General features: G+C 33.9%; 26 protein-coding genes. 20 read left to right on the forward strand and 6 right to left on the reverse strand.

All coding sequences use genetic code 11. The features are described from left to right. Positions 1 to 40 precede the first annotated feature (40 nt). From gpmI to P700755_RS02860, 11 genes are all read left to right on the forward strand, one after another. A complete protein-coding gene (gpmI, locus tag P700755_RS02810; RefSeq protein WP_015023244.1) occupies positions 41 to 1,561 on the forward strand; it encodes a 2,3-bisphosphoglycerate-independent phosphoglycerate mutase in 1,521 nt (506 codons plus the stop codon). Further along, complete coding sequence (locus P700755_RS02815) at positions 1,558 to 2,109, forward strand: TlpA family protein disulfide reductase (RefSeq protein WP_015023245.1); 552 nt, start codon at positions 1,558 to 1,560, stop codon at positions 2,107 to 2,109. Before gpmI ends, P700755_RS02815 begins: the two co-directional genes overlap by 4 nt. Before the next feature lie 9 nt (positions 2,110 to 2,118). Then, entirely contained in the window at positions 2,119 to 2,544 is a 426-nt protein-coding gene (locus P700755_RS02820) for a BT0820 family HAD-type phosphatase (protein WP_015023246.1), read from the forward strand. Continuing rightward, positions 2,541 to 3,359 carry a type I methionyl aminopeptidase gene (gene map / locus P700755_RS02825; RefSeq protein WP_015023247.1) on the forward strand — a complete coding sequence of 273 codons (819 nt, stop codon included), beginning with the start codon at positions 2,541 to 2,543 and terminating at the stop codon, positions 3,357 to 3,359. Before P700755_RS02820 ends, map begins: the two co-directional genes overlap by 4 nt. Positions 3,360 to 3,511: 152 nt before the next feature. Beyond that, positions 3,512 to 4,411 carry a MerR family transcriptional regulator gene (locus tag P700755_RS02830; RefSeq protein ID WP_015023248.1) on the forward strand — a complete coding sequence of 300 codons (900 nt, stop codon included), beginning with the start codon at positions 3,512 to 3,514 and terminating at the stop codon, positions 4,409 to 4,411. A 1-nt stretch (position 4,412) separates the two neighbouring features. Further along, positions 4,413 to 5,870: a phytoene desaturase family protein gene (locus tag P700755_RS02835; protein WP_015023249.1), complete on the forward strand. Its 1,458-nt coding sequence runs from the start codon at positions 4,413 to 4,415 to the stop codon at positions 5,868 to 5,870. A gap of 4 nt (positions 5,871 to 5,874) precedes the next feature. Next, entirely contained in the window at positions 5,875 to 6,714 is an 840-nt protein-coding gene (locus P700755_RS02840) for a phytoene/squalene synthase family protein (protein WP_015023250.1), read from the forward strand. A 4-nt stretch (positions 6,715 to 6,718) separates the two neighbouring features. Beyond that, complete coding sequence (locus P700755_RS02845) at positions 6,719 to 7,165, forward strand: sterol desaturase family protein (RefSeq protein WP_015023251.1); 447 nt, start codon at positions 6,719 to 6,721, stop codon at positions 7,163 to 7,165. Continuing rightward, positions 7,166 to 8,638, forward strand: coding sequence for a 1-hydroxycarotenoid 3,4-desaturase CrtD (gene crtD, locus P700755_RS02850; RefSeq protein ID WP_015023252.1), 1,473 nt, complete (start codon positions 7,166 to 7,168; stop codon positions 8,636 to 8,638). Next, positions 8,639 to 9,283 (forward strand): carotenoid biosynthesis protein, encoded by a 645-nt coding sequence (locus P700755_RS02855; RefSeq protein WP_015023253.1) that lies wholly within the window; start codon positions 8,639 to 8,641, stop codon positions 9,281 to 9,283. After that, complete coding sequence (locus tag P700755_RS02860) at positions 9,270 to 10,436, forward strand: lycopene cyclase family protein (RefSeq protein WP_015023254.1); 1,167 nt, start codon at positions 9,270 to 9,272, stop codon at positions 10,434 to 10,436. The genes P700755_RS02855 and P700755_RS02860 overlap by 14 nt, the downstream gene beginning before the upstream one ends. Here the strand turns inward: P700755_RS02860 and P700755_RS02865 are convergent. The 3 genes from P700755_RS02865 to P700755_RS02875 form a co-directional block, all read right to left on the reverse strand. After that, the gene (locus P700755_RS02865; protein WP_041758118.1) at positions 10,433 to 11,119 is read right to left on the reverse strand and encodes a DUF3291 domain-containing protein; all 687 of its coding nucleotides are present in this window, start codon (positions 11,117 to 11,119) and stop codon (positions 10,433 to 10,435) included. The two genes, P700755_RS02860 and P700755_RS02865, sit on opposite strands and share 4 nt — an antisense overlap. Positions 11,120 to 11,235: 116 nt before the next feature. Next, a complete protein-coding gene (locus P700755_RS02870) occupies positions 11,236 to 13,281 on the reverse strand; it encodes a S9 family peptidase (protein WP_015023256.1) in 2,046 nt (681 codons plus the stop codon). 10 nt (positions 13,282 to 13,291) lie between these two features. After that, positions 13,292 to 14,935 (reverse strand): amidase family protein, encoded by a 1,644-nt coding sequence (locus P700755_RS02875; RefSeq protein WP_015023257.1) that lies wholly within the window; start codon positions 14,933 to 14,935, stop codon positions 13,292 to 13,294. Between the two features lie 278 nt (positions 14,936 to 15,213). On the opposite strand from P700755_RS02875, the gene P700755_RS02880 reads away from it, so the two are divergent. The 8 genes from P700755_RS02880 to P700755_RS20240 all read left to right on the forward strand — a co-directional run bounded on the left by P700755_RS02880 (position 15,214) and on the right by P700755_RS20240 (position 23,574). After that, positions 15,214 to 15,564, forward strand: a complete 351-nt coding sequence (locus P700755_RS02880) for a hypothetical protein (protein WP_015023258.1) — start codon at positions 15,214 to 15,216, stop codon at positions 15,562 to 15,564. A gap of 35 nt (positions 15,565 to 15,599) precedes the next feature. After that, positions 15,600 to 16,721 (forward strand): serine hydrolase domain-containing protein, encoded by a 1,122-nt coding sequence (locus P700755_RS02885; RefSeq protein ID WP_015023259.1) that lies wholly within the window; start codon positions 15,600 to 15,602, stop codon positions 16,719 to 16,721. A gap of 268 nt (positions 16,722 to 16,989) precedes the next feature. Continuing rightward, on the forward strand, positions 16,990 to 19,194 hold the full coding sequence (locus tag P700755_RS02890; protein ID WP_015023260.1) for a sigma factor-like helix-turn-helix DNA-binding protein: 2,205 nt from the start codon (positions 16,990 to 16,992) through the stop codon (positions 19,192 to 19,194). Continuing rightward, positions 19,184 to 19,366 carry a DNA modification system-associated small protein gene (locus P700755_RS02895; protein WP_015023261.1) on the forward strand — a complete coding sequence of 61 codons (183 nt, stop codon included), beginning with the start codon at positions 19,184 to 19,186 and terminating at the stop codon, positions 19,364 to 19,366. The genes P700755_RS02890 and P700755_RS02895 overlap by 11 nt, the downstream gene beginning before the upstream one ends. Next, entirely contained in the window at positions 19,363 to 21,465 is a 2,103-nt protein-coding gene (gene dndD, locus P700755_RS02900; RefSeq protein WP_015023262.1) for a DNA sulfur modification protein DndD, read from the forward strand. The genes P700755_RS02895 and dndD overlap by 4 nt, the downstream gene beginning before the upstream one ends. Beyond that, a complete protein-coding gene (locus P700755_RS02905; protein ID WP_015023263.1) occupies positions 21,455 to 23,032 on the forward strand; it encodes a DndE family protein in 1,578 nt (525 codons plus the stop codon). Before dndD ends, P700755_RS02905 begins: the two co-directional genes overlap by 11 nt. Next, the gene (locus P700755_RS18990) at positions 23,029 to 23,310 is read left to right on the forward strand and encodes a TIGR04104 family putative zinc finger protein (RefSeq protein ID WP_015023264.1); all 282 of its coding nucleotides are present in this window, start codon (positions 23,029 to 23,031) and stop codon (positions 23,308 to 23,310) included. The genes P700755_RS02905 and P700755_RS18990 overlap by 4 nt, the downstream gene beginning before the upstream one ends. Before the next feature lie 87 nt (positions 23,311 to 23,397). Next, positions 23,398 to 23,574, forward strand: coding sequence for a hypothetical protein (locus P700755_RS20240; RefSeq protein WP_015023265.1), 177 nt, complete (start codon positions 23,398 to 23,400; stop codon positions 23,572 to 23,574). Between the two features lie 316 nt (positions 23,575 to 23,890). On the opposite strand, the gene P700755_RS02910 is transcribed toward P700755_RS20240, so the two are convergent. The 3 genes from P700755_RS02910 to ruvX all read right to left on the reverse strand — a co-directional run bounded on the left by P700755_RS02910 (position 23,891) and on the right by ruvX (position 25,495). Beyond that, entirely contained in the window at positions 23,891 to 24,337 is a 447-nt protein-coding gene (locus P700755_RS02910; RefSeq protein ID WP_015023266.1) for a DUF5606 family protein, read from the reverse strand. 52 nt (positions 24,338 to 24,389) lie between these two features. Then, entirely contained in the window at positions 24,390 to 24,980 is a 591-nt protein-coding gene (gene def, locus P700755_RS02915; protein ID WP_015023267.1) for a peptide deformylase, read from the reverse strand. A 101-nt stretch (positions 24,981 to 25,081) separates the two neighbouring features. Further along, positions 25,082 to 25,495, reverse strand: coding sequence for a Holliday junction resolvase RuvX (gene ruvX / locus P700755_RS02920; RefSeq protein ID WP_015023268.1), 414 nt, complete (start codon positions 25,493 to 25,495; stop codon positions 25,082 to 25,084). Positions 25,496 to 25,579: 84 nt separating this feature from the next. Between ruvX and P700755_RS02925 the strand changes: the two genes are divergently transcribed. Further along, positions 25,580 to 26,395, forward strand: a complete 816-nt coding sequence (locus P700755_RS02925) for a 2,3,4,5-tetrahydropyridine-2,6-dicarboxylate N-succinyltransferase (protein WP_015023269.1) — start codon at positions 25,580 to 25,582, stop codon at positions 26,393 to 26,395. The last annotated feature ends 6 nt before the right edge of the window (positions 26,396 to 26,401 follow it).

The raw sequence follows: 26,401 nt of genomic DNA on the forward strand, positions 1-26,401 counted from the left end.
TCTATCAATAATTACTATTTTAGCAAAAAATAAGATCAAAATGGGCAAAAAAGTCATATTAACAATATTAGACGGCTGGGGTATTTCTCCATCTAAAGAAATCTCTGCTGTAGATAAAGCTAATACCCCCTTTATGGATAGCTTATATAAGAAGTATCCACATGCTACTTTGAGAACAGATGGGCTACACGTAGGTTTACCAGAAGGACAAATGGGGAATTCTGAAGTGGGACATATGAATCTTGGAGCTGGACGTGTCGTTTATCAAGATTTGGCAAAAATCAATATGGCTGTAAAAAATGATACACTTAAAAATGAGCCTGCGCTTGAACAAGCTTTTGATTATGCCAAAAAAAATGATAAAGCCGTTCATTTTCTAGGTCTTGTGAGTGATGGAGGTGTTCATTCACATACCGATCATTTAAAAGGTTTGGTCTCTGCGGCTGAGGAGTTTGGTATTTCTAAAAAATATGTGCATGCCTTTACAGACGGAAGAGATGTCGATCCACATTCTGGAAAAGGATTTATAGAAAGTTTGCTTCCACATTTTAAAAAGACAAACACTCAATTAGCCTCTGTCATTGGAAGATACTATGCGATGGATAGGGATAAGCGTTGGGAAAGAGTCGAAAAAGCCTACGACTTAATTGTCAAAGGGGAGGCTGAAACCTTCACTGAAAATCCTTTAGAAGCACTTCAAAAAAGTTATGATGACGGAGTTTCGGATGAATTCATCAAACCTATTTCTATTACCAAAAATGATAAACCTGTTGCAAAAATAAAAGAAGGTGATGTTGTGATCTTTTTCAACTTCAGGACAGATCGTGGACGCCAATTGACTCAAGTCTTAAGTCAGGAGGATTTTAAGCTCTATGACATGAAGTCCATTCCCTTGTATTTCGTCACATTGACAAAATACGACGATACCTTTAAAAATATCAATGTTGTTTTCAAAAAAGACAACATCAAAGCCACTTTAGGAGAAGTTTTGGAGCATACCGGAAAATCTCAAATAAGAGCTGCAGAAACAGAAAAATATCCTCATGTTACCTTTTTCTTTTCCGGAGGCAGAGAAAAACCCTTTAGAGACGAAAAACGCATTATGGTCAATTCTCCGAAAGTAGCTACTTATGACTTACAACCCGAGATGAGTGCTTACCTATTAAAAGATAAGATCGTCAAAGAAATATCTGAAAAAAGTGCAGATTTTATATGTTTAAATTTTGCTAATCCAGACATGGTAGGTCACACAGGAGATTTTGATGCTGCTGTAAAAGCCTGTGAAACGGTTGACGAATGCCTGAAAGACGTGGTTACTGCTGCAAAAAAGGAAGGCTACTCAGTCATTGTTATCGCCGATCACGGTAATAGCGAAACTATGATAAATCCAGATGGATCACCAAATACAGCACATACCACCAACCCTGTTCCTTTCATCTTAGTTGATGATGATATAACCTCCATCAAAGACGGTATATTAGGAGATATTGCTCCTACAATTCTTGACCTTATGGATATTGAAAAACCAGAATTAATGACTCAACATTCATTGCTATCATGAAAAATATCAAATACGTATTAAGTGTCATCGTTTTAGGATTCATTTTCTGTAGTTTTATGTCACCTGAATCGAGACAAGACCTTCAAAATTATGAACTAATGTTAGGTGAATTTAATTTAGAGGAGTTGAAGGCAACCAAAAATAAAGAATGGTTTAATATATCCTATGAAAAATATTCCCCGAATCCTGAGGCTTTAAAAAAACTTACTTCCGAAGTGGAAAAAGAGAACTTTCATATCGAGGTTTATGTGGGAACATGGTGTCCCGACAGCCAAAGAGAGTTTCCCCAATTAATCAAACTTTTAGATCAGGTTAATTTTGATATGGATAACTTGAAGTTAGTAGGCGTAGATAGAGACAAAGTAGTTCCCAACCTTTCAGAAGCAGAGCGAAAAAGTTTAAATATCATGAATGTCCCAACAATTATTATTCTTGATGAGAATGGTAAAGAACTAAACAGATATGTAGAATTTGCTCAAGAATCACTAGAGGAAGACCTGCTGAAAATTTTGTCTAGACAAAGTTACAAACACGTCTATGACTTTTAATTGAGTTTTATGATTTCATCCAAACAACCAGTTCTAGCTATCGATTTTGATGGCACTATAGTAGATGATAAATACCCTGCTATAGGTAAGCCTAAGCTCTTCGCTTTTGAAACCCTGAAAAAACTTCAGGAAAAAGGCTTTCCCCTTATTTTATGGACCTATAGAAGTGGAAGGAGCCTTCAGGAAGCCGTGGAGTTTTGCAGACAAGAGGGCATTGAATTTTATGCCGTTAATAAAAGTTATACTGAAGAAAATTATTCTGAAAAAATTAGCCGAAAAATAAACGCAGATGTTTTTATAGACGATAGAAATGTTGGTGGATTTATGGGATGGGGAGCAATATATAGGGAGTTATTAGGCGAAGATGAAGAGTTAAGACAACTAAAATCTAAGAAGAAATATTTTTTTGAATCTATTTTTAAAAGAGATAAATGATTATAACAAAGACAAAAGAGGAGATAAAGCTTATGCACGAAAGTGCACAAATCGTGTCAAAAACCTTAGGAATGCTTGCTAAAGAGGTGAAACCTGGAGTTACAACCCTTCACTTAGATAAGCTTGCAGAAGAATTTATAAGGGATCATGGAGCAATTCCTGGTTTTTTAGGCATGTATGACTTTCCAAATACACTTTGCATGAGCCCAAATGCTCAAGTTGTGCACGGTATCCCTAATACTAAACCTTTAATCGAAGGAGATATTATTTCTATTGATTGCGGTGCTCTGAAAAATGAATATTATGGTGACCATGCCTATACTTTTGAAGTTGGTAATGTTTCTGAAGACATAAGAAGATTAATCCGAGTTACTAAAGAATCCCTTTATAAAGGAATAGAACAGTTTGTAAGTGGAAATCGCGTGGGAGATGTAGGCTATGCCATCCAAAAACACACTGAGAAGAATGGCTATGGAGTCGTTAGGGAGTTGGTTGGTCATGGTTTAGGAAAAACGATGCATGAAGACCCTCAAATGCCTAACTATGGTAAAAGAGGCAGAGGTAAAAAGTTTCTAGAAGGAATGACAGTTGCTATTGAACCCATGATCAATATGGGAACCAAAAGTATAAAACAATTACCAGACGGCTGGACAATACTAACCGCAGATGGTTTACCTAGTATTCATTTCGAACATGATGTGGCTTTAGTGGATGGTATACCTAGATTACTTTCTACATTTGATTATGTTCATGAAGCTTTAGGAATAAAAACGAATGAAGAAGATGCTTTCCGACTAGACCTAGCTAAACTTTAGGTTTTAAGCCTTAGGCTAGACAAATCATAAATAAATTCGAAGCTCTGAGAGAGCTAAAATTAAGTTTTTTGAAAAATTGTTTAACTTTTAACTTGAAATTTTAAACAAAGTACATCAATATTTAATATTTTTGGATATTGTTATACAAAACCATGGGAAACATTAAACAAAATTTCAGCATTAAAGATTTAGAATCGTTGAGCGGTATCAAAGCTCACACCATACGGATGTGGGAGAAAAGATACGGAGTTTTAGAGCCTGAGCGCACAGAAACCAATATCAGAAATTATGGAGTCACTGGACTTCAAAAGATTTTGAATATTGCGTTTTTAAATGAAAATGGATATAAAATTTCGAGAATCTCAAAACTTGACGATGAAGAAATTTCTGATCTTGTTCAAAGTATTACGACCAGTAAAAGTAATTACAGTCGAGCATTGAAATCAATGAAGGTGGCAATGATGAATTTTGATCAGCCTTTATTCTTAAGAACGTATGAGAATTTACTCATCAATAAAACATTTTCTGAAATTTATGAAGATGTTTTTATCCCTTTAATGATCGAGACCGGAACGCTTTGGCAGGCGGGTACAATTACCCCTGCTCATGAGCAATTTATATCTAATCTGATAAAACAAAAGCTCTTTATCAATATTGAAAAACTTCAAAAGGAAAATGCTTCAAAAACAGATAAAGTTTTTGTCCTTTTCTTACCCGATGAAGAAATTCACGATATTGGTTTATACTATACAAACTATGAGATTTTATCACATGGTTACAAAGTAATATTTTTAGGTCAGAGCTTACCTATGCAAGATTTAACGTATCTTTCAACTCTGTATCAAAATACTATTTTTGTGAGTTACCTTACTGTAAAACCAGATCATATTGAACAATATTTAATAGATTTTAAAGAGCATATCTGTCCTGATGGGCGTTGTGAATACTGGCTATTAGGTCGTAAATCTATTGAACTTATAGAAAATAATACTAAACTACCTGAAGGCATTAGAGCCTTTAGAGATATCTCAGAACTGACACTAAACTTATAATATGAGTAAATCGATTGCAGTCATTGGATCTGGCTTCTCGTCATTAGCTGCCGCTTGTTATTTAGCAAAAAACGGACATAAAGTTGATCTTTTTGAAAAAAATGATAGTTTGGGTGGTAGAGCCCGTCGTCTTAAAGTGGAAGGCTTCACTTTTGACATGGGTCCTTCTTGGTATTGGATGCCTGATGTTTTTGAAAGATTTTTTGCTGACTTTGATAAAAAACCTTCTGATTATTATACACTTGATAAACTGGACCCAGGTTATCAAGTCATTTTTGAAGGTGGAGAAACTATCGAAATTGGAGATAGCTTAGATAAGATTTATAAAATCTTTGACCAAGAAGAAGAAAATGGCGCTAAGAAACTCAAAAAATTCATAGACAATGCCCGCAAAAATTATGACATTGCCATAAAAGATTTAGTCTATAATCCAGGCGTTTCTCCGCTTGAATTAGTTACTCTAAAAACAGTTACCAAACTTGGAGAATTTTTTAGTACTGTCGATAAGGACGTAGAAAAGGTATTTAAAAATGAAAAGCTAAAACAGATTTTAAAATTTCCTGTATTATTTTTAGGGGCTAAGCCAAGTGAAACGCCTTCTTTTTATAATTTTATGAATTATGCAGATTTTGGTTTAGGAACATGGCATCCTAGAGGAGGATTTCATGAAGTCATCGCTGCTATTGTAGATTTAGCAAAATCACTTGGAGTGGAACTTCATACCAATGCTAACATCGAAAAAATTAATGTTGAAAATCACACAGCCAAAAGTCTGAAAGTCAATGGTGAAATTAAAGCCTTCGATGTCATTTTGTCTGGAGCAGATTATCATCACACAGAAACATTGTTGGACGAAAAAGATCGTCAATACTCAGAATCTTACTGGGATAAAAAAGTCTTTGCACCTTCTTCTTTGCTATTTTATTTAGGTTTCGATAAAAAATTAGAAAACGTCAAGCATCATAATTTGTTTTTTGATGTGGATTTTGAAGCTCATGCTCAAGATATTTATACCACGCCCCAATGGCCTGAAGATCCATTGTTCTACGCCAATTTTACATCCATAATAGATCCTGGAACAGCACCTGAAGGTCATGAAAATGGTTTCTTTTTAATTCCCATTGCTCCAGGGATTGAAGATACTGAGGAGCTGAGAGAGAACTATTTTGACAAAATTATGACAAGGTTTGAAACACTAACAAACCAAAGTGTTAGAAAAAATATTATATTTAAAAAATCCTTTTGTGTAAACGATTTTGTTGAAGATTACAACTCATACAAAGGTAATGCTTATGGAATGGCTAATACTTTATTGCAAACAGCTTTTTTGAGACCAAAATTGAAAAGCAAGAAAGTAAAAAATTTATTTTTTACAGGACAACTTACTGTCCCTGGACCTGGTGTTCCACCCGCCTTAATTTCGGGTAAATTGGTGTCCGAATTAATTGAGAAAAATTAAAGGAATGAAATCATTGTTCGACACTGTATCGAGAGAATGTAGCAAGATGGTCACCCATTCTTATAGCACTTCTTTTTCTATTGCCACTAAGCTCCTAGCCCCATCCATTAGGCAAGATATTTACAACATTTATGGGTTTGTAAGATTTGCAGATGAGATAGTAGACACTTTTCATGACTACGATAAGGGTATTTTATTTAAAAAGTTTCAGGTAGATATGTACGATGCTGTAGAGCATAAAATAAGTCTAAACCCAATATTAAATAGCTTTCAAGAAACCGTTCATAAATATAATATAGACGCTCATCTTTACGAATCTTTTATGGATAGTATGGAAAAAGATTTACACAAATCCAATTATCTTACCCAAGAAGAATATAAAGCCTACATCTATGGAAGTGCCGATGTAGTTGGATTGATGTGTTTAAAAGTATTTGTAAAAGGCGATCTTAAAATGTATGAAAACCTCAAAGAAGATGCGATGAGATTGGGTTCTGCCTTTCAAAAAGTAAATTTTCTAAGAGATTTAAAAGCAGATTGTGAAGATTTAGAAAGATCTTATTTCCCTGAGGCGGACTTAAACCGTCTGGATGAAAACACTAAAGCCTCTATCATTTCAGAAATAGATGCAGATTTTGAAGCAGGCTTAAGAGGGATTTCAATGTTACCTGTAGAGGCTAAACTTGGGGTTTATACCGCTTATATTTATTATTCAAAATTACTTCAGAAATTAAAAAATACACCTTCGCTTGAAATCAAAAACAGGCGAATAAGAGTACCTAACTACCAAAAAGCGAGTTTACTAGCAAAATCTTACATTTCATGTAGGTTTAATTTAGTTTGAGATTATGGAGATATTGATTTGGATAGTTGTTTTTCTAGCAACATTTTTACTGATGGAATTTATGGCGTGGTTTTCTCACAAATACATCATGCATGGTTTTTTATGGATATTGCATAAGGATCATCATCATAAAGACCATAAGAGTTGGTGGGAACGCAATGACTTATTTTTTGTGTTTTACGCTGTTATAAGCATGTACTTTTTTATGGTGGCACAATTTCAATTTGCAATTGCCATTGGAGCAGGTATTGCGGGCTACGGTTTAGCTTATTTTGTTGTTCATGATATCTTTATTCACCAACGGTTTAAATTATTCAGAAAAGCAAACCATTGGTACGCTAAAGGTATACGCCGTGCCCACAAAATTCACCATAAACATTTGGGAAAAGGAGAAAGCGAATGTTTTGGAATGCTTATCCCTCCTCTAAGGTTCCTCAAAAACAAAAAATAAATGAAGTCACAAGCTGCCATTATAGGTTCTGGTATCGCTGGAATCGCTTCTGCTTTGCGCCTAAAAGCTAAAGGATATGAAGTCGATATATTTGAGCAAAATGACTACACAGGAGGTAAACTTCATAGTATCACCAAAGGAGAATATCGTTTCGATTATGGTCCTTCCTTATTTACGATGCCTCACCTTGTGGATGAGTTATTTGGATTATTCGATATCGATCCCAAAGAGTACTTTCAGTACACGAGAAAAGATACCATCTGCAATTATTTCTGGGAGGATGGAAAACGCTTTCAAGTGAGTGCGAATACCAAAACCTTTATCAAAGAAGCTGCTAAAAGTTTTGACGAATCTGAAGAACATTTAGAAGACTATCTGAAAAATACGAAAACCAAATACGATCTCACTTCAAAATTATTTTTGGAGAAATCGCTTCATAAGTTTGACACTTATCTTTCTAAAGATACCTTAAAGGCGATTTTTAATGTAGGTAAATTACATTTGGACAGCAGTCTAAATGAAGTAAATAAGAAATATTTTGACCATCCTAAGCTTATCCAACTTTTCAATAGGTTTGCTACCTATAACGGTTCCTCCCCTTATAAAACACCAGGAATCATGTCTATGATTCCACATCTTGAGATGAATTATGGGACATTTATTCCTAAACATGGGATGCATGATATTTCACAAAGTCTGACTCAGCTCGCTAAAGATGTTGGAATATCCATTCATCTAAACCAAAAGGTGGATGAAATCGTTTATGAAAAAAATACCGCAAAAGCTTTAAAAATAAACGGAGATGACAAAGCTTTCGATCTTATCGTCTGTAATATGGATGTCTATTCCGCTTACAACATCCTCCTAAAAAAAATAAAAGCTCCAAAAAAGACCTTAAGCCAAGAGCGCTCGAGTTCTGCTTTAATTTTCTACTGGGGAATCAACAAAACATTCCGAGAGCTAGACTTGCACAATATTCTATTTACAGAAGACTACGAAAAAGAGTTTGATCACTTATTTAATAAAAAAAACTTTGCAGAAGACCCTACTGTGTATATCAATATCTCTTCTAAGGAAGTAAAAGAAGATGCACAGGAAGGCCATGAAAACTGGTTTGTAATGGTTAATGCTCCTACCAATTGCGGCCAAGATTGGACTGCTCAAACGAGTTACATCAGAGAGAAAGTTATCGCGAAAATCAATAAATGTCTAGGCTCCAAAATAGAAAACCACATTGAAGTTGAACACGTCGTCACTCCAAAAGATATCGAGTTTGCAACCTCATCGTTTCAAGGGTCTTTGTATGGGACGTCTAGCAATAATAAATTCGCCTCTTTTTTAAGGCATCCAAACTTCAGTTCAAAGCTAAAAAACTTATACTTTTGTGGAGGAAGTGTGCATCCTGGGGGAGGAATCCCTTTATGTTTGCTCTCTGCTAAAATTGTTTCAGATTTAGTTCCACAACCACAATAAATGAAGAGTTTAACTCAACAGCAGAATTATTTATTCATAGCCATTGGCGTTCTATGGCTTTTCCACGTTTCAGGAATAATTGGCATTAGCATAGGTTATCAGGACTGGTTCGCCAGTAGAACTAGTCTCAATTTGGTAATAATGTTTATAGCCTTAATTGCTTTCTATCCTATGGATTCCATTAAAAAGTGGATTCTGTTTTTAACGTTTGGTGTGCTTGGAATTTTAGTAGAATACCTAGGAGTGACTTTTGGCCTTTTCTTTGGAGATTATGCCTACGGTAATAATTTTGGTCCTAAGATTTTGGGAGTACCTTTACTTATTGGAGTCAATTGGGCTATGCTTACTTTTATTTGTGGTTCGATCGCTAATAAATTATCCGAAAATATATTTCTTAAATCTCTATTAGGCACTTTTATGATGCTTTTCTTGGATTTATTTATCGAAAAGATAGCTCCCATTTTTGATTTTTGGGAATTTACCGGAGGCTATGCACCCATAGATAATTATATTGCTTGGGGAATTATCTCTTTTATCTTTAATCTTATTTTCCATCTGTTCAAAGTCAAAGGCAACTTTTTGATTTCGTTTCACTTATATATGGTTCAACTTGTCTTTTTTATCTATTTCTATGTCTACTTTTAATTATAATTATAATTATATCATCATAGGAGCTGGAGCGGCTGGTTTAAACCTGGCTTTAGCTATGAATGAAGATGTTTTTTTCAAGGATAAGAAGATTCTGATTTTAGACAAAGACAAAAAAACCGAAAACGACAGAACTTGGTGTTTTTGGGAAAAAGGAAATGGCAAGTGGGATCACATCGTTTCTAAGACTTGGAAGAAATCTATCGTTACTGCCAAAGGTGAAGACATCAATTTTGATTTAAAAAAGTATACCTACAAAATGTTGAGGTCAGCTGATTTTTATCAATTTGCCAAAACGAAACTCGACACGTCCACTATAGAGTGGAAAACAGAAGATGTACAAAAAGTAGTTCAAAACCAAGATAAAGCTGTCGTAACAACTCCTGAGAATGATTACATGGCCGATTTTGTATTTGATAGTAGAATTCCATCGCTTTATACTTTAGACCATTCAGACTCTCTTAGTATCGCTCAGCATTTTAAAGGATGGATTATCGAAACTGAGGAAGAAGTCTTTGATGACACTAAATTTACAATGATGGATTATAGCATCAAAGATGGTGAAACCACTAGCTTTACTTATGTTCTTCCTATGTCTCCTACTAAAGCACTAGTCGAATTTACGTATTTCAGTCCAGATGTGGTAAGTGAAGCCACTTATGACCACTATTTAAAAAGATATATTTCAGAAAAACTTCACCAGCAAAATTATAAAATCTTAGAAACTGAAAAAGGTGTGATCCCAATGACGAATTTTCCCTTTGAAGATTTTAATCAAAAACACATTATCAAAATTGGAACAGCAGGTGGTTGGGTAAAAGCTTCTTCTGGGTATTCTTTCAAAAATTGCGAGAAGAAAAGCAAGAAGATCATCAAATTTTTGAAAACAAATCCTGACTATTATCACAACTCCTCCTCTCCTAAATTTAAGCATTACGATAAAATTTTCTTAGAGGTCCTTAGCAAAGAGAATCATTTTGGCGAAGAGCTCTTCCATCGCATGTATAAAAACAATTCTATAAGAACAATCTTTAGATTTTTGGATGAAAGATCGGTTTTTTCTGAAGATTTAAAAATTATTCTGAATTTAAGCTCATTACCGTTTATCAATGCATTTTTGAGACACGTTAAAAGTGGACTTAAAACTTAAAACCCCTTTAAAGTGACTTTTTTCTGAATTCGAAATCTAGAGAATAGCTCCTCACTGTACCAGTCGAATTCTCTTGTTTTTTGAATTGCCTTAATGTGTTCTTGACTTTGATAAGCATAAGCTTTAAGGCTCGCTAAATCTTTCCAAACGCTAAAAGTTGCCATTTCCATAAAAGGGAGTTCACCAAAACCTTTAGTGTAGATCAACCCACTAGTGTTTTCTAGAGGTTTTTGAGATTCCGGAACGTATTTCCAGAATTTCAATAGCATGTTAGTCTTGATACTGGCTCGGGTAATAACCGCAATTTCAGAATCCGGATCCATCTCCTTTACATTTACAGTAGATTCAAAAGGGTTTTTAGAATTCCATAAGCCTCTGGCTTGAATGCTTTCCATATAATAAACCTGCATCTTATCTGAGTGGTCTTGATAGGCTTTACTGAGCTTATGAGTTTCAAAAAAAGTTTGAGCAGCATCTTCTGACTCCCACACTTGTAAAACCGAATACACACTCCAATCTGGAAAAGGATTGAAATTATCTTTTCCGCTACCCATAAGCTTATAAAAACTAAGTCCTTTTACAGATTTCATATAGGTATGCCCAAACTGCATCATGGACAAGGCCCAGAATTTGTTAGAAAATCTTTTATAGCTTAAAACAGTAAGGGTGGTGATTTGGGACATAGTCATGTATAAAAACAAAGATGAAAACTATTTTGTACTAAACATAGTTTTCATCTCTATTTTATTAAATCTTAAACATAAGTGGATAACCTGAATCGAAATTTAAAAGTGGATTATTATTCTTTATGCTTATCGAACCAACTGGTGATGTACCCCACTTTCCTAAACAAGTTACTAGGTTTCCTTGCAATGCCGTGACCAGAGCCAGCGATACGTACCATAACCGCTTCAATCCCTTGTAATTTTAAGGCCGCATAGTACTGTTCGGTTTCACTCATTGGCGTTCTATAGTCTTGTTGGCCTGTTAGTAACATCGTTGGGGTTTTGACATTTCCAACCAAAGAAATCGGTGAAAATTTCAAATACTCCTCTGGGTTTTCCCAAGGTTTATTTTTGAACCAGTACTTGGCAAAAAATGGAGAACCATCTGCCGTCAGGACAAAACTGTACCAATTGATGACTGGCTTTGCCACTACAGACGCTTTAAATCTATCAGTTTTACCAATGGACCAAGCGGTAAGGATTCCTCCTCCACTTCCGCCTGTAATATAAAGTTGGTCGGTATTGATATAACCTTGGTCGACCACATAATCTGTCGCATCCATCAAATCGTTATAATCTTCACTTGGATAATTGTGATTGATATAGGCCGCAAAATCTTCCCCATAACTTGTACTTCCTCTAGGGTTTGTATATACCACAACATATCCTCTACTCGCCATAAATTGTAATTCTGGTGAAAATCGAGAACCATAATTGGTATACGGACCACCGTGGATTTCAAGAATCATAGGATATGTCTTGGAAGGATCAAAACTGGGAGGCGTGAGAATCCAGCCTTGTACTTTAAAATCATCTACTGAAGACTCTACCCAGAACTCCTCAACCTTTCCTGTTTTTTTAGACTTTAATAGGTTGGCATTTAAATTTGTGAGACGTTTGGTCTCTCTAGTAGATTTTTGAGAAACAACAGCTAATTCTGCAGGTGTCGAAGTAGTCACATAAGAAAAGGCCAGTTTTCCTTTGTCGGAGACTGAATATGTTCCGCCACCATACGGGCGACCAATACTTGGAGACCCTAAGTTTTCTGCCACTGTAGAGACCTCACCTTTCAGGTTGATTTGTCCAACTTTGCTATTGCCTTCTTCATCAAATCGAAAATAAATAGACTTAGCATCTTTAGCCCAAGTGATCGAAGAGATATCTTGTGCAAAGCCTTTGGAAAGGATTTCTAACTCAGCTCCGTCTCTTGACATCAGATATAGTTTGGTGAGTTGGTAACCCACAAATTTATCGTCGAATCCTGTATAAGCGATATGCTTACCATCAGGTGAAACTTTTGGAGAGTAAAACGGCCCTCTTGTGCTAGTCAATTGTTTACTTACTCCTGTTTCAATGTGCTGTTCAAAAATTTGTTCATTATTTGGATCCACTTCAGCATCCTCAGATTTATTCACTGTGTATAAGATATGCTTCCCATCTGGAGTCCATGAGGATGAACCAAATTGATGAGAACCAGACGTTAATTGTCGAGCCGTTCCACCTTCAGCAGAAATTACAAAAATATGACTGTACCCATCTTGAACATAGCCCCCACCATCTCGTCTGTATACTGCTTTATCTATAACGTCTGCTTCTTTTTCCCACTCAGCACCATTGGGAGGAGAAGGAATTTTGGGCTGGATAGCTTTAGACGACTCAGGAACAAATTTGCTAAATAAGAGTTGTGTCCCATCGGGAGACCAACTAATGTTAGATGGACTTTCAGTAAAATTCGTCAATGCAGCTGTGGTCTTAGACTCTACCCAATAGACATAGAGTTGGTTAGACCCGTCTTGATTGGACGTAAAAGCAAACTTATCGCCTTGCGGAGACCAGTTGACATTCCCATGGTATTTGGTCCCGGAGGTGATAGGATAGTGAGTTTCACCATCAAACGATATTTGCCATAAGTTGACCAATCGGCTATCGGTCATCACATCAAATTGATGCCTTTCGTAAATAATTGTTTCACCATCTGGAGAAATCTCTGGATTACCAACCATTTGCAAATCAAAAAGATCCATATAATCAAAAAAGTCTTCAGGGACTTGAGCTTTCAGTTGGGCGGTAGCCATCAAAAAGAAAGCAAGAATATAACTGCTTAAACGTAATATAGTCATAGGTATAGATTTAGTTGGAATATTTTTTAGGGGATACCCGATAGTTGGTATTTTGCTCAAAGAGTTTTGCATAACTAAACAAATCGGACTCTTTATAAGGTTGTGCTATAAAGGTAAGACCTTTAGGCTCTCCTTCAGACGTGTAGCCCATAGGTATGGTAAGTCCGGGATATTTTGCTACAGCAGCTTGACCTGCATTATAATTATTGATCGATAGAATCGCATCTAACCTATTCACCAACATTGGGGCCTCAAAATAAGCAACACCAGCTTTATAGAGTTGGTCTCTTATGTTTTGAAGCTCCTCATCAGATAAGTTTAAATCTTCGATCCCTTCAAACCTAGCTTGCCCGTAAGGGATTCTAACTAAATTATCTTCTAGGTTAAATTGAATTACCTCAGCTGTAGATTTTACAGTAACATTTTCAGACGTATAGGCTTTTAAATAGTTGACAAGATCTATTTTCATATCTCCACTCAATAGTTGAGTAAAGCCTTCAAAATCCATAGGCTTGGGGTCGATTTCAATAAGTTCAGCACCTAATGTCTTGAGATCTTCAAGGGCTCTGAGGTATAAGGAATCTTCAAGATAACTGGTATACACGCCAAATCTTAAGTTCTTTAAGTCTGCTCTAATATCTATCTCCCAGGGCACAGAAGCGCCTGATTTTGCGAAGGCCATTGCTGAAAACACAATAGAATTATCCCTTATGGTTTTGGTTATAGGTCCAGGAGTGTCCAATGTACTCGAGATGGGCACAATCCCTTCCTGACTCAAGACACCAACGGTAGGTTTTAGGCCTACAGACGATTGCTGACTTGAGGGTGAAAGAATGGAACCCGATGTTTCTGTCCCTATAGCAGCTACTGCATAGTTGGCAGCAACACTCACCGCACTTCCAGAGCTAGATCCTCCGGTATCAAAGATCCTAAGTCCGTATGGATTTAAGGTCTGGCCACCGACAGCACTATATCCGTTTGGACAGCCATCGCAAAGGAAATTGGCCCACTCACTTAGGTTGGCTTTTCCCAAAATAAGAGCGCCATGAGATTTTAAATTGGTGACAATCTCTGCATCGGTTTTGGTTTGGTTATTCATTAAGGCCATTGCACCAGCTGTAGTGATCATATTTTTGGTATTGATATTATCCTTCAATAAGATGGGCATCCCATAGATAGGATGTTTCTCTTTGGCTTGAAGCGCATCTAGATCTTCCGCTTGAGCCACCACCTTGGGATTGATGGAGATAATCGCATTAAGCGCCAAGTCTTTGTTAGTCTCGGTATCTGCAATCCGGAATAGATACCATTGCGTTAAACTCTTATAAGTAAGAGTTCCCTCTTCAATATGATTTTGAATTGAAGTAATGTCTTGGTCTAAGATGTAAGGCATAAGCTTAACGTACTGATCTTTAGAAAAGCCATTAAGTTGAGAGCTGATGGTTTCTAAAATTGCATTCCGATCGGAAACTTTAGACTGTATAAGTTGATAGCGCAAACGCTCCGATGCGCTGTCGGCACTAGAGTCTATTAAACCCGTTTCATCATAAGGTACCCAAGCCTCAAATTCTGGAGCAGAATTATGTTTACAAGCGCTTAGACTTAAAATAAAAAGGATAATAATAGGAAGTGAATTAAACTTAAACTGGCACATGAATAAATTTTAAAAATGATGTTTGGGCCCTAAAAATAGCACAATTTTAGGATTCAATTGGTTTCAATTCAATTATTTAAGTCAAAACCTACTTAATAATAAGTATTGTATAATCTTAATATTATCCCTATTTTTATGGAATATTTTATAATATACTAATTTTGATTGTTAGAAAACGCTTTTTGTTACTTTTTCATCCCTAATCTTGGTAACTCTATATCAGGGTGTTTTTGAATTTAATCAATTTTTTAACCTTAACCTATTTTAAGCTTTTGATTATGAAACGACTGAATCTTCTAGAAATATTAAAGAAAAAGTATCCCAACAGCATTAACCCCAAACTCATTTATGTAGGGCTCTTCCAAACGTCTAAAGACGTTTTTCTAGAGAAAATACTCGATAACGAACCGGAACGTTTGGTACAGCATAATCTGGAGCAGATTTACGATAAAGAGTTGGTGCACTTTCAACCTATTCTCCAAGGCTGCCTTTTTAACCCACTTATTCCTATCGATGATAATGCCACTCGGTTTTTATTACATATGGATCCATTGAGTATTATGCTAAACTTTAAAGATGTTTTTACTGAAGACGCTACCGATCGTCTATTTAAGTATATTGAAAATTGAGAAAACTGCCGTAAAAACCCATAATCTTTTTTCTATTGAAACTCAACCTATCTTACAAACTCATCATTTATATAGTCCTTCTACAAAGTTTATCCTCCTGTAAAGTTGGACGGTTTATCGTTTATAATTTTGCAGATATCAACGACCATAAAAAATTTCCGTCAAGATCTATAGAAAAAGATTCCATCAGCTTCCAATTTACAGAGGCCAAAGTTTCCAAAATACCAGATTCTGTTACGGTTAGAAAAGAGAAGACCAGTTTTAAAACCTATCTAGAAGATAACGAAACCGTCGCGTTTTTAGTGATTAGAAACGACACCCTTCTATATGAAAACTATTGGTATGACTATAACCGCTCTTCTATTGTACCATCATTTTCTATGGCCAAATCGGTAACCTCTATCCTTATAGGCATTGCGATAGACGAAGGACTTATCACTTCTGTAAACGAACCGGTAACCAACTATATTCCGGAGCTGAAAGACAATGGATTTAACGAGGTAAGTCTTGAGCATCTGCTCCAAATGACCTCTGGGCTAAAGTTTAACGAAGGCTACTACAATCCCTTTGGGACGGTGGCTACCTTTTATTATGGGAGACGCCTTAGGAAAGCTGTGGAAAAGTTAGAACTTGAGAATCCTCCAGGAGTTGGGTTTAGCTATACTAGCGGCGAAGCACAATTGCTAGGCTTGGTTTTGGAACGAGCTCTCAACGGCCAGACCATCTCTTCGTATCTGGAAGAGAAATTGTGGAAACCTCTCCAAATGGAATATGATGCTAGCTGGAGCATAGATAAAAAGAAAAACGGACTGGAGAAAACCTTTTGTTGCCTAAATGCCAGAGCACGTGATTTTGCCAAGCTGGGCCGACTCTACCTCAACAAAGGAAACTGGAACGGACAACAGATTGTGTCTAAAGCATGGGTAGAGCGCTCTACAGCGATTGATACGACCAACGGGAGTTCTTGGGAGTACCAATACCAGTGGTGGATCCCTACCAAAACCGGTGACTTTATGGCCGAAGGAATTCTAGGCCAGTATATCTACGTAGACCCCAAAACCAACTTGATTATTGTAAGACTGGGAAAAAGTAATGGTGATACTAATTTTGAAAATCTTTTTATAAATATGAGTTCATATTATAAAACGCAAAATTAAAAAGAATTCGTTTGTCTTGTAAGGGTTGCAGTAAATCTGTATTTTCATACTTGTATGTATAGTTGTGTTCCATGAAAAAAAGTCAACGAATATTAAAACATACCTTCTTTTGCGGCGAGTCATTTTAGTTTCTATCAGCCCACAAAATTAACTCAAAAGAGATAGAAGATCTTTTTTCTAACACTTAAACGAAATTGATGAAAAGCATAAGCCAATTAAAAAACTGAATTTTAAGGCAACATAAATAGAGAACCGATATACTGAAAGAATGACTATTGAAGAAATCTATAAAAAAGGAGAAATAAGTATTCGATCTTATAATGTTTGTCAGAATAACAAACTTTATTCTATTTCGGATTTAAATAAATATTACTACCAAAATAAATCTTTTCATGATCTACATAATTGTGGGAGAAGGTCAAATGAGGAATTAGTTGGGATATTTAACAAACATCAAAAAGAAAAACTTGAAGAGCTTGGAATTGAAACCCAAAAAGAAAAACCAATTTTTAAAATAATTTTAGGACTGACAAGAGTTCAAAGAGAAGTAATTAATAGCTTAATTCTTGTGAATACTAAAAGCTTATCAGTGAGAAGCAGGAATGCAATATCATCGTACTTAAAAGGTAAGTTTACGATTAAATATTTTGCTGAGAAAATGTTACTTTCTGATAATTTCAATGTTAGTAAAATAAAGAATGTTGGGGCTAAATGTGTTCCTGAATTAGACAAATATATTTCTTCAATTAAAGGTTCTTTAGTTGAGGTATCTGAAACAAAAGATGAAAATTTTTTAATTGCATTAAAGAATAGATTTTTAATACAGCGTACTTATTTAAATTTAGATATACCAACTGAGATCCTTGAGTCAGAATCAATTTTTTTATTTGTAGATTATTTGGTGAGTGTAAATGCTCTTTTTAATCAAATTCAAACTGAAATATTTAAAAAATCATTTAAAATATACAAAAACCAAAAGGAGCTCACTTTAGATGAAATAGCAAAAGAAGTCGGGCTTTCAGCGGAAAGAGTGAGGCAAAGAAAAAAAGGGTTATTAGATGAGGTTTTTAATAAGCTATTGTTCACACAAAACTTCAATGATGATTTGTTCCAAAAATACAACCTAGATATTACTTCAAACCATTTGGATGTAAATATGGATATAGTTGAAATAATTAACTCAAAAAATAAAACTAATTTATCTAAACAATTTATTACTTATATACTATTTGCCTATTTATCTAATAGTTTTGCCTTAGTTGGAAATGTTGAAGATGTATTTCAACCAAAATACTTTAATGCCAGTAACAGGTATAATTGGATAAATTTCTACATAATAAAAAAAGAACTGGTTTATGAAATTGATTTTAATGCTTTATTAAATGATATCGAAAGCAGAATAAATAATAAGATTGAAGAAACATATACTTTTAATTTTAAAAGTTATTTGTCAAAATTTTTAACTGACAACCAGATTAAAAGCCTGAACTTAATATTTCCAATTGCTGAAAAAATAATTAATGATGAATTTGAATTATATCTAGATTTATATGAAAATATAATATTTAAAAGAAACACTGCAAGGCAAGTACACGAATACACATATGAGGCTCTTGAAGAATTAGGAAAGCCATCAAAAGTTAAAGTGATTTTTGAAAAGGTCATAGAACTTCATCCAAATTATGAAACAGAAGAAGCAAAAATCAGATCTTCTTTGAAACGCAGAAATGGCTTTATCTCTATTGGCAGAAAAAGTGTACACGGATTAAAAAAATGGGAAGATGAATTAGTAAATTTCAAGGGTGGTACAATAAGGAATATTGTAAAAGAGTATTTATCACTTTCTCCCACGCCAAAACATATTTCAGATATAACGGAATTCGTTTTAAAATATCGACCAAAATCTAATCAAAATAGTATTTTACAAAATTTAAAGCTTGATGAATCTGGTTTATATGTTTTTTTTAAAGGTTCAAATATTGGATTAAAATCAAAAAAATATCAAGCTGATTTCATGAAAATACCAGATGTTAAAAAGCCTGAAAAAAAGACTTGGCAAGAAAGATTTGAAATGCTTGATAATTTTACAGCAATACAAAAAAGGCAACCCTGTTCAACTGGAGTTCCTCCAAAAGAAATTAAGTTGTACCGCTGGCTTAATGTTCAAAAAAATAAACTAAATAAAGGTAAACTTGATAAAGATAAAGAAGAAGAATTAAATAATTTACTTAAAAAACATCCAAGTATAAATGGTAAGCGTAAAGTGAACTCAAACGAAAAATACGAAGAACTAATTTCATTTGTTTCAACTAACCATAGACTACCATCAGTAAGTAAAAATGGGGAAGAAAATTTATATCACTTTCTTTACAAACAACGTAAACTTTTTGATGCAAACGAACTTAATAGTAAAGAAGAAAATAAATTTATCGAAGTTGCAAAGCTTCATCAAAATATAAAATATGAAAATTAAAGAAACTAAATTATCACAACTCCATGAGCTTAATAAAATATGCGATGATAATGGTGTCGATTTTGACTCACTTAAGGCACTATTAGACTCTCTTAAAACAAAGAAATTACTTTCGAAAAAAAACTATCATCAGCAATCCATAGACGACACTATAAATAAAGCAATAAAATGAAATTCTCAAACGTTGAAATAAATAATTTCAGGCAATATTATGATAAAGTTAAAATAGACCTGACAACTAGTACTGATCAAAACATTATATTAATTGGTGGTAAAAATGGTTATGGTAAAACAAACTTTTTAATTTCAGTAGTTTGGTGCTTGTATGGCAAATTAATAGAAAAGGTTGATGATAATTTTAAACAAGAAATAAGAAAAGAAAAAAACTATTCATCTTTTATGCAACAGTCCATTAACTGGACTGCAAAAAAAGAAAATAAAGATACTTTTTCGGTAAGTCTAATAATTTCAGAAATTGAATTACCTGAATTAAATCAATTCAAATCAAATTCGGGATGCGTTAAAATTACTAGAAATTTTAACGTTAGTACTATGGATGAGCAGCTTTCTATTTTAGATCCAATTTCAAATATTGAGGTTTTTGATGATGAAACTGATAAAATCAATTTTATAAATGATTATATTATTCCAATAGATGCTGCAAAATTTGTCTTTTTTGATGCGGAAAAAATCTCTGAAATAGCCAATCTATCAATTAAAGAAGAAGGAGGTTTCATTAATGATGCTTTAGGTAAAGTTTTAGGATTAGATATTTACGACACAATGATTGAAGATTTCGAGTTTTATATAAATTCTCTTAAAAAAGAAGGAGCTACTAAAAATTTACAAGAACAAATTGTAGATAAGGAAAAGGCTATTCAGCTTTCTAACATAGATATAGACGGTCTTGAAGAAGAAAATGCAGAAAAACTTAAAGAAATAGATGACTTAAAAAAGACAATAAGGCAATATAACAACCTAATATCTGAACATAGCAAACAGGGAAATTCGACTTTTGACAGAGAATCTATCATAACAGAAATGGAAAAATTAAAAGAAAAAGAATTTGGACTTTCTCAAAAATTTACTGAATTAAGTGAGATTATTCCATTAACAATACTGACTGGAAAACTTGAAGAAGTTAATGAGCATCTTGAAATTCAACAAAAAAATGAATTATCACAAATTTCATCAAGAGAAAATTCTGAAAAAATAGAAAATTTTATTGAACTTCTATTTAACAAACCGCCTGAACCAGATAATTCTAGTATATCCCTTAGAGATAAACTTTTCTATTACGAGAAAGCTCAGAATTTGGGTTCAGAATTATTTAATAGCACTGAAGATTATATGCAACTAGAATTTGAACACGATCTTAATAATGCTGAAAAGAATTTAATTTCAGATTCTATAAACCTTGTTAGTTCACAATCAAAAGATTTACTTGAGAAAACGATTGAAGAATTTAATGAAGTGAAAAATAAATTTTCTGACCTAAATAAGGCTTTGAGCAAGGTTGATGCTGACTTAGAAGATGAACTTATTTTAGATTATTCTTCAAAGAAGGAAACCGCTGAATATAGAAGTGACCAACTCAAAGATGTGATTGGTAGAAATAAGCAAAAAACTGAAAGATTAAAAGATAATATTATTCGTTTTAATCAACAGCTTTCTTTATTGGTTAAAAAAGTTGATGTAAACGCTCAAAACAAGCTTAAAATCAAAGAAAGTCAGAAATATATCAACGTATTAAACTCATTCCTTGAAAAACAGAAAGCTAAACATAAAGATACTTTAGAAAAATTGATTTTAAGTGAGTTGAAAATATTGATGCACAAACTTGGTAGCGATGAAAACATTAGTAAATTTATTGAGGATGTAAAAGTTACTATTTTAGCCTCAGGACAAGGGATGAAAATCACATTGTTAGATCAAGATGATAGCGAAATTAGGAAAGAGAGTCTGTCGTCTGGTGAAAAACAGATATATATATCTTGTTTAATAAAAGCAATATTAAACGAGTCAATTAACAGTTTACCTATTTTTATTGACACACCTCTTGGAAGACTCGACGAAGAGCATAGAGATAATATTACTAAAAAATATTATCCAGCACTTTCACAACAAGTAGTTTTATTTTCTACTAATAGTGAAATTACTCCAAAACGCTATAAAGATATATTAAATAATATTTCAAAGTCTTATCTACTAGTTAATGATGGAGCAAACACTAATTTAAAAACAGGTTATTATCAAGGCTATGAGAATTAAAATAAGTAAAGAAAATGACGAGTTGTTATACAAGCTAAAAACATTATACAACTTTAAAAGTGAGGGTATAGTTCCTAGAATTGCATTTTCAAACAGTTTGTTATTAGGTAAAATATTTGATGCTGAAAAAGATGTTATTCCTAACTCTGACGGCAAAGAATTTCGAGATGATAAAGCTATTTTTGGAAATGTTATAGGAAATGTCTCGAATACAATAATTTTTAAATCAGTTCTTGACCAACATTATGGTAGAAATACTTTTGAAGATGAATTCATAAAATTATTTAAGCTTCATCTGAACCACGGTTTAGATATTTGGAATACTAAAATTGAAAAAGCTAACATATCCAAAGGTGACCACATTGACATTCTTTTAAAAGTTGTTAAAAACGGACTTGATTTGAGAAAAAGAATTGTCAAAACAAATGGCTCATCTAGTAACAAAAATATCAAAGAATTCAAAAGTCTATTAACCTTTGATTTAGGTAAAACGGAAGAAGGTGAAAATATTAAAATTAGAATTAATGATTTAAGAGAGTTTGATAATAGAAATATTGCAATTGCTGGAATGGCAGGCTCTGGTAAAACACAATTAATTAAAGATATTTTATATCAAATTTCAAAAAACACAAACAATGAGCTAAAGTTCATTTTTTTTGACTATAAAGGAGAAGGGAATCCAGAGCAGTTAAAACCTTTTTTGGATGCTACTCAATGTAAATTTGTCGATATTGTGAACGATGGAGGAATTGAGTTTAATCCATTTTTATCTATAAACCTTGACGAAAGACAAAAACCCTTTAGTATTCGGGCTTTTGTTGATACTGTATCTACTTTTGTTCCTAAAATGGGTGTTAGCCAAGAAAATATTTTAATTACTCTCATTAATAATTTGCTTGACAGAAAAAATGGTAGTTATCCAACAATTTTAGAATTGTTTGAGGAATTAGAAAACTACTACGAAGAAAATAACATAAAACTAGATACTTTATATTCTATCGTACGTGATTTATCTACGAATGTTTTCAATTGTAATACTAAAAACCCTAATATTCTAGATAAAAGTTTATACATTAATCTTCCTCCAGCTCTATCTGACACATTAAGACAGTTAGTTGTGTTTTTATTATTGAGGTATTATAATTCTTATTTTAGTTCAACGAACGATTGTGAGCCGAAAGATAATATTTTCCCTTTACGCTATGTAATTGTTATTGATGAAGCTCACATCTATTTAAAAAATAAAAATGCACGTAAAGCGCTTGAAGAACTATTGAGACTTTTAAGATCAAAAGGAGTAATTATTGTAATGCTTTCTCAAGGTGTTGAGGATTATAAAACCAAAGACTTTGATTTTGTATCACAAGTGAAACTACCAATTTGTTTAAATGTTCAGAATAAAGACTATAAAGCGATTAGTAATTTCGTTGGAACACCAAGTAGTAAATACAAATTAGAGTCGGAAATTAAAAAATTAGAATCAGGGAAAGGGTTAATAAATATTGGAGAACCGAAAATAATTGAATTAAGACAATGGTGGAAAACTAAATTAGACGAAAATATATGACCTGTGAGACGTGCAACACAAAATTCAGCTACTTTAAGTTATTAAAATCCTTTTGGTTTGCATATCAAGATATAAAATGTAACCACTGCGATTCAACTTTTGAACATAAGTTATCCAACAGAGTTTTAGGAGGACTCCTCGTAATGATACCAATTTTTATTAGTTTTATGGTTTTCGAAGACAAACCTGTGTTAGTTCCTATCATTGGATTTATACTGATGTCTATGGTTTTATCGTTATCCCTACCATTTATCATGAAATTCAGTCGGTTCGATTAATATACGGAAGTTATTCTGGTCTTAAAAGTAAATTTAGAAAAGACAAAACTGACACAAACGAATAACTCAAAAACAGGAATCGGAGTCATGATCGTAACCCTTTTCATTTTCAGAACGGGTATTGGTCTAAAATTAGGCACCTCTGAAATGAAGACCACCCTTTTTAACCTTGTGGGCTTAGCTTTAAGTGTAATTGGTCTTTTGATTTTAGTTAGGGCAAATAAAAAAACAGATCAAAAAGCGTTCATCGACCTCAACACTTAGCATTAATAACATGAGAACATTTAGCTGATAAATTTCTTTTTGACCGTCATAGCACTACTCCTTGAAGCCACATTGTACAATCAATTTAATTTTGGAACTCTAGAGTTTGATGAGCAAATACTTTCTAGAAATAAAAGTTAACAAAGTTTAGAACTTAGGTATATAACTATTTTAGTATCAGTCCAACATGCGAATTATTCTCAATTTCAGGGCTGTAAACGGACACCTAATCATTTTTATTTTGAAATACATATTGAAATCAAAAAACCCTCTAATTATGAAAATATAGAGGGTTGAATTGATATAAGTGTAGAAATTATTTTTCTTTTGTGTCTTCAATCTTTAGTCCATCAGCTGTTTGCCCTTCATCTTTTGGCTCTGAAAAATCTGTGATTTCTTTAGATATCAAAAGATTATACCACTGCAAAACTTTCTTAATATCTGAAGGATAAACACGTTCCTCATCGTATTCTGGAAGAATTTCACTAAAATAATCAGTCAATTCCTTTTTAGAAGATTTATGATCTATAGATTGTTTCCCTTCTTCCTTGTCAAAAATCTTTTGAAAAACTAACCTTAGGGGTATTTCTTCCGTGTAGGTGTAAATGGCAATTTCACTTAAAATGCTGACATTATTTTTCATGCTCACAGGAATTTTTTTACCATCGATAAATGATTCTGCTAAAAAACCACCTCTGGTTTGAGCTTTTAATTCAAAAAGTCCGGGTTTACCGGATATAGATAATACTTTGTCTAATTTCATACGTTATATTTTGGCTGGCAAATATGCAAATTGTTTAGCTTTATAAGCTGATCTATCTAATTTTTTTAGCTAGTGGATATTTCATCCTATATCCAACCTCTATTTTACCCTTGGAGATATTGGTCAATTTATTTTTTATGAGTCTTTTCTTCAAGCTAGAAATCCTATCTGTAAATAAAACTCCCTCAATATGATCATATTCATGTTGAACCACGCGGGCAGCTAGGCCCGACAGCTTTTCCTTTTGAGGAGTGAAATTTTCATCCAGATACTCGACCGTGATCTCAGGCTTCCTGAATATGTCTTCATGTACATCCGGAATACTTAAACAGCCTTCGTTAAAATCCCATTCTATACCGTTTTCTTCGATAATCTGTGGATTGATGAACACGCGCTTAAAAGCCTCTAACTCATTTTTTTCAAGCTCACTAAGAGACTCATCCTCAGAAAAAGGCTTAGCATCTACAATAAACAAACGAATAGAGAGACCTATTTGTGGGGCTGCTAGTCCTACTCCACTTGCATTGTACATGGTTTCAAACATATTTTCTAAGAGCTCATCAATTTTTGGATGATCCTTCGAAATGTCTTCTGCTTTTTTCTTTAGCACAGGAGAGCCATAAGCTGCAATCGGTAATATCATAATCTCAATTTTACGTGAGAGGGCGTCCACCCTTTAGTTTAAGATTGCAAAAATACAGGTTTTATTTCTTTTGGTTTGGATAATCTTTTGTTTTCAACAAATTATATATACTGAAGATAATTTTGAAGTATAATCGTAGCGCTAATTTCGTCGACTAAGCCTTTATTTTGACGTTGTTTCTTCTTCAAACCAGAATCAATCATAGTTTGAAAAGCCATTTTTGAAGTAAACCGTTCGTCTATCCTTTTAATCACAAGAGAGGGGAATAATGCCTGCACATCTTCTATAAAATAGAGAATATTTTTTTCCAACTGCATGGGTTTGCCATCAATGTGTTTAGGTTGACCTACAACTAGTGTATCTACAGACTCTTCTTCGATTATTTTTTTCAACTCTTGCATTAAGTTCCTAGTCTCTACGGTTCTTAGACCAGAGGCTATCATCTTCATTTCATCAGAAATGGCAATTCCTGTTCTTTTCATACCAAAATCTAAGGCAATAACTTTAGTTTTCATATTGTCTATTATGCAACAAAGATAAGGCATCCACTAAGAATCTGGATTTAATCATAAACCTTATCTTCGCAAAAAAATTCGATAATGGAAGACTTAAAACAGAAGATACTAGAAGCTTGGGACAATCGAGACTTACTTCAAGAAAAGGAAACTATTGAGGCCATTCGTACTGTTATCTCTAGACTAGATAGTGGTGAATTACGTTGTGCAGAACCCACTACAGAAGGCTGGCAAGTCAACGAATGGGTAAAAAAAGGGGTGGTCTTGTATTTTCCAATTCAAAAAATGGAAACTATGGAGGCCGGGATTTTTGAATATCATGATAAAATACCACTAAAAACAGGATATAAAGAGAAAGGAATACGCGTAGTACCTAATGCTATTGCAAGGCATGGAGCTTATATTTCTAAAGGTGTCATTATGATGCCAAGTTATGTGAACATAGGCGCTTATGTAGATGAAGGGACTATGGTAGATACGTGGGCAACTGTAGGAAGTTGTGCTCAAATAGGTAAAAATGTGCATTTGTCTGGAGGGGTTGGAATTGGAGGAGTTTTGGAACCACTTCAAGCCTCACCGGTAATAATAGAAGACGGTGCTTTTATAGGGAGCCGCTGTATTGTTGTTGAAGGCGTAAGGGTAGAAAAAGAGGCCGTTTTAGGTGCCAATGTGGTATTGACCATGAGCACAAAAATTATAGATGTAACTGGAGACAAACCTGTTGAAACGAAGGGAGTTATACCAGCACGCTCTGTTGTGATTCCTGGCAGTTATACCAAAATATTTCCAGCAGGTGAATTCAATGTTCCCTGTGCCTTAATCATCGGTAAACGGAAAGAGAGTACAAACAAAAAGACGTCCCTTAACGATGCTTTGAGAACATATGATGTAGCGGTGTAATTATCA

This window comes from Psychroflexus torquis ATCC 700755 (assembly GCF_000153485.2).
GTDB lineage: Bacteria > Bacteroidota > Bacteroidia > Flavobacteriales > Flavobacteriaceae > Psychroflexus > Psychroflexus torquis.

Coding starts and splice junctions, on each gene's coding strand:
- gpmI (WP_015023244.1), top strand. CDS start 41: ATGGGCAAAAAAGTCATATTAACAATATTAGACGGCTGGGGTATTTCT.
- P700755_RS02815 (WP_015023245.1), top strand. CDS start 1,558: ATGAAAAATATCAAATACGTATTAAGTGTCATCGTTTTAGGATTCATT.
- P700755_RS02820 (WP_015023246.1), top strand. CDS start 2,119: ATGATTTCATCCAAACAACCAGTTCTAGCTATCGATTTTGATGGCACT.
- map (WP_015023247.1), top strand. CDS start 2,541: ATGATTATAACAAAGACAAAAGAGGAGATAAAGCTTATGCACGAAAGT.
- P700755_RS02830 (WP_015023248.1), top strand. CDS start 3,512: ATGGGAAACATTAAACAAAATTTCAGCATTAAAGATTTAGAATCGTTG.
- P700755_RS02835 (WP_015023249.1), top strand. CDS start 4,413: ATGAGTAAATCGATTGCAGTCATTGGATCTGGCTTCTCGTCATTAGCT.
- P700755_RS02840 (WP_015023250.1), top strand. CDS start 5,875: ATGAAATCATTGTTCGACACTGTATCGAGAGAATGTAGCAAGATGGTC.
- P700755_RS02845 (WP_015023251.1), top strand. CDS start 6,719: ATGGAGATATTGATTTGGATAGTTGTTTTTCTAGCAACATTTTTACTG.
- crtD (WP_015023252.1), top strand. CDS start 7,166: ATGAAGTCACAAGCTGCCATTATAGGTTCTGGTATCGCTGGAATCGCT.
- P700755_RS02855 (WP_015023253.1), top strand. CDS start 8,639: ATGAAGAGTTTAACTCAACAGCAGAATTATTTATTCATAGCCATTGGC.
- P700755_RS02860 (WP_015023254.1), top strand. CDS start 9,270: ATGTCTACTTTTAATTATAATTATAATTATATCATCATAGGAGCTGGA.
- P700755_RS02865 (WP_041758118.1), bottom strand. CDS start 11,119: ATGTCCCAAATCACCACCCTTACTGTTTTAAGCTATAAAAGATTTTCT.
- P700755_RS02870 (WP_015023256.1), bottom strand. CDS start 13,281: ATGACTATATTACGTTTAAGCAGTTATATTCTTGCTTTCTTTTTGATG.
- P700755_RS02875 (WP_015023257.1), bottom strand. CDS start 14,935: ATGTGCCAGTTTAAGTTTAATTCACTTCCTATTATTATCCTTTTTATT.
- P700755_RS02880 (WP_015023258.1), top strand. CDS start 15,214: ATGAAACGACTGAATCTTCTAGAAATATTAAAGAAAAAGTATCCCAAC.
- P700755_RS02890 (WP_015023260.1), top strand. CDS start 16,990: ATGACTATTGAAGAAATCTATAAAAAAGGAGAAATAAGTATTCGATCT.
- P700755_RS02895 (WP_015023261.1), top strand. CDS start 19,184: ATGAAAATTAAAGAAACTAAATTATCACAACTCCATGAGCTTAATAAA.
- dndD (WP_015023262.1), top strand. CDS start 19,363: ATGAAATTCTCAAACGTTGAAATAAATAATTTCAGGCAATATTATGAT.
- P700755_RS02905 (WP_015023263.1), top strand. CDS start 21,455: ATGAGAATTAAAATAAGTAAAGAAAATGACGAGTTGTTATACAAGCTA.
- P700755_RS18990 (WP_015023264.1), top strand. CDS start 23,029: ATGACCTGTGAGACGTGCAACACAAAATTCAGCTACTTTAAGTTATTA.
- P700755_RS20240 (WP_015023265.1), top strand. CDS start 23,398: ATGATCGTAACCCTTTTCATTTTCAGAACGGGTATTGGTCTAAAATTA.
- P700755_RS02910 (WP_015023266.1), bottom strand. CDS start 24,337: ATGAAATTAGACAAAGTATTATCTATATCCGGTAAACCCGGACTTTTT.
- def (WP_015023267.1), bottom strand. CDS start 24,980: ATGATATTACCGATTGCAGCTTATGGCTCTCCTGTGCTAAAGAAAAAA.
- ruvX (WP_015023268.1), bottom strand. CDS start 25,495: ATGAAAACTAAAGTTATTGCCTTAGATTTTGGTATGAAAAGAACAGGA.
- P700755_RS02925 (WP_015023269.1), top strand. CDS start 25,580: ATGGAAGACTTAAAACAGAAGATACTAGAAGCTTGGGACAATCGAGAC.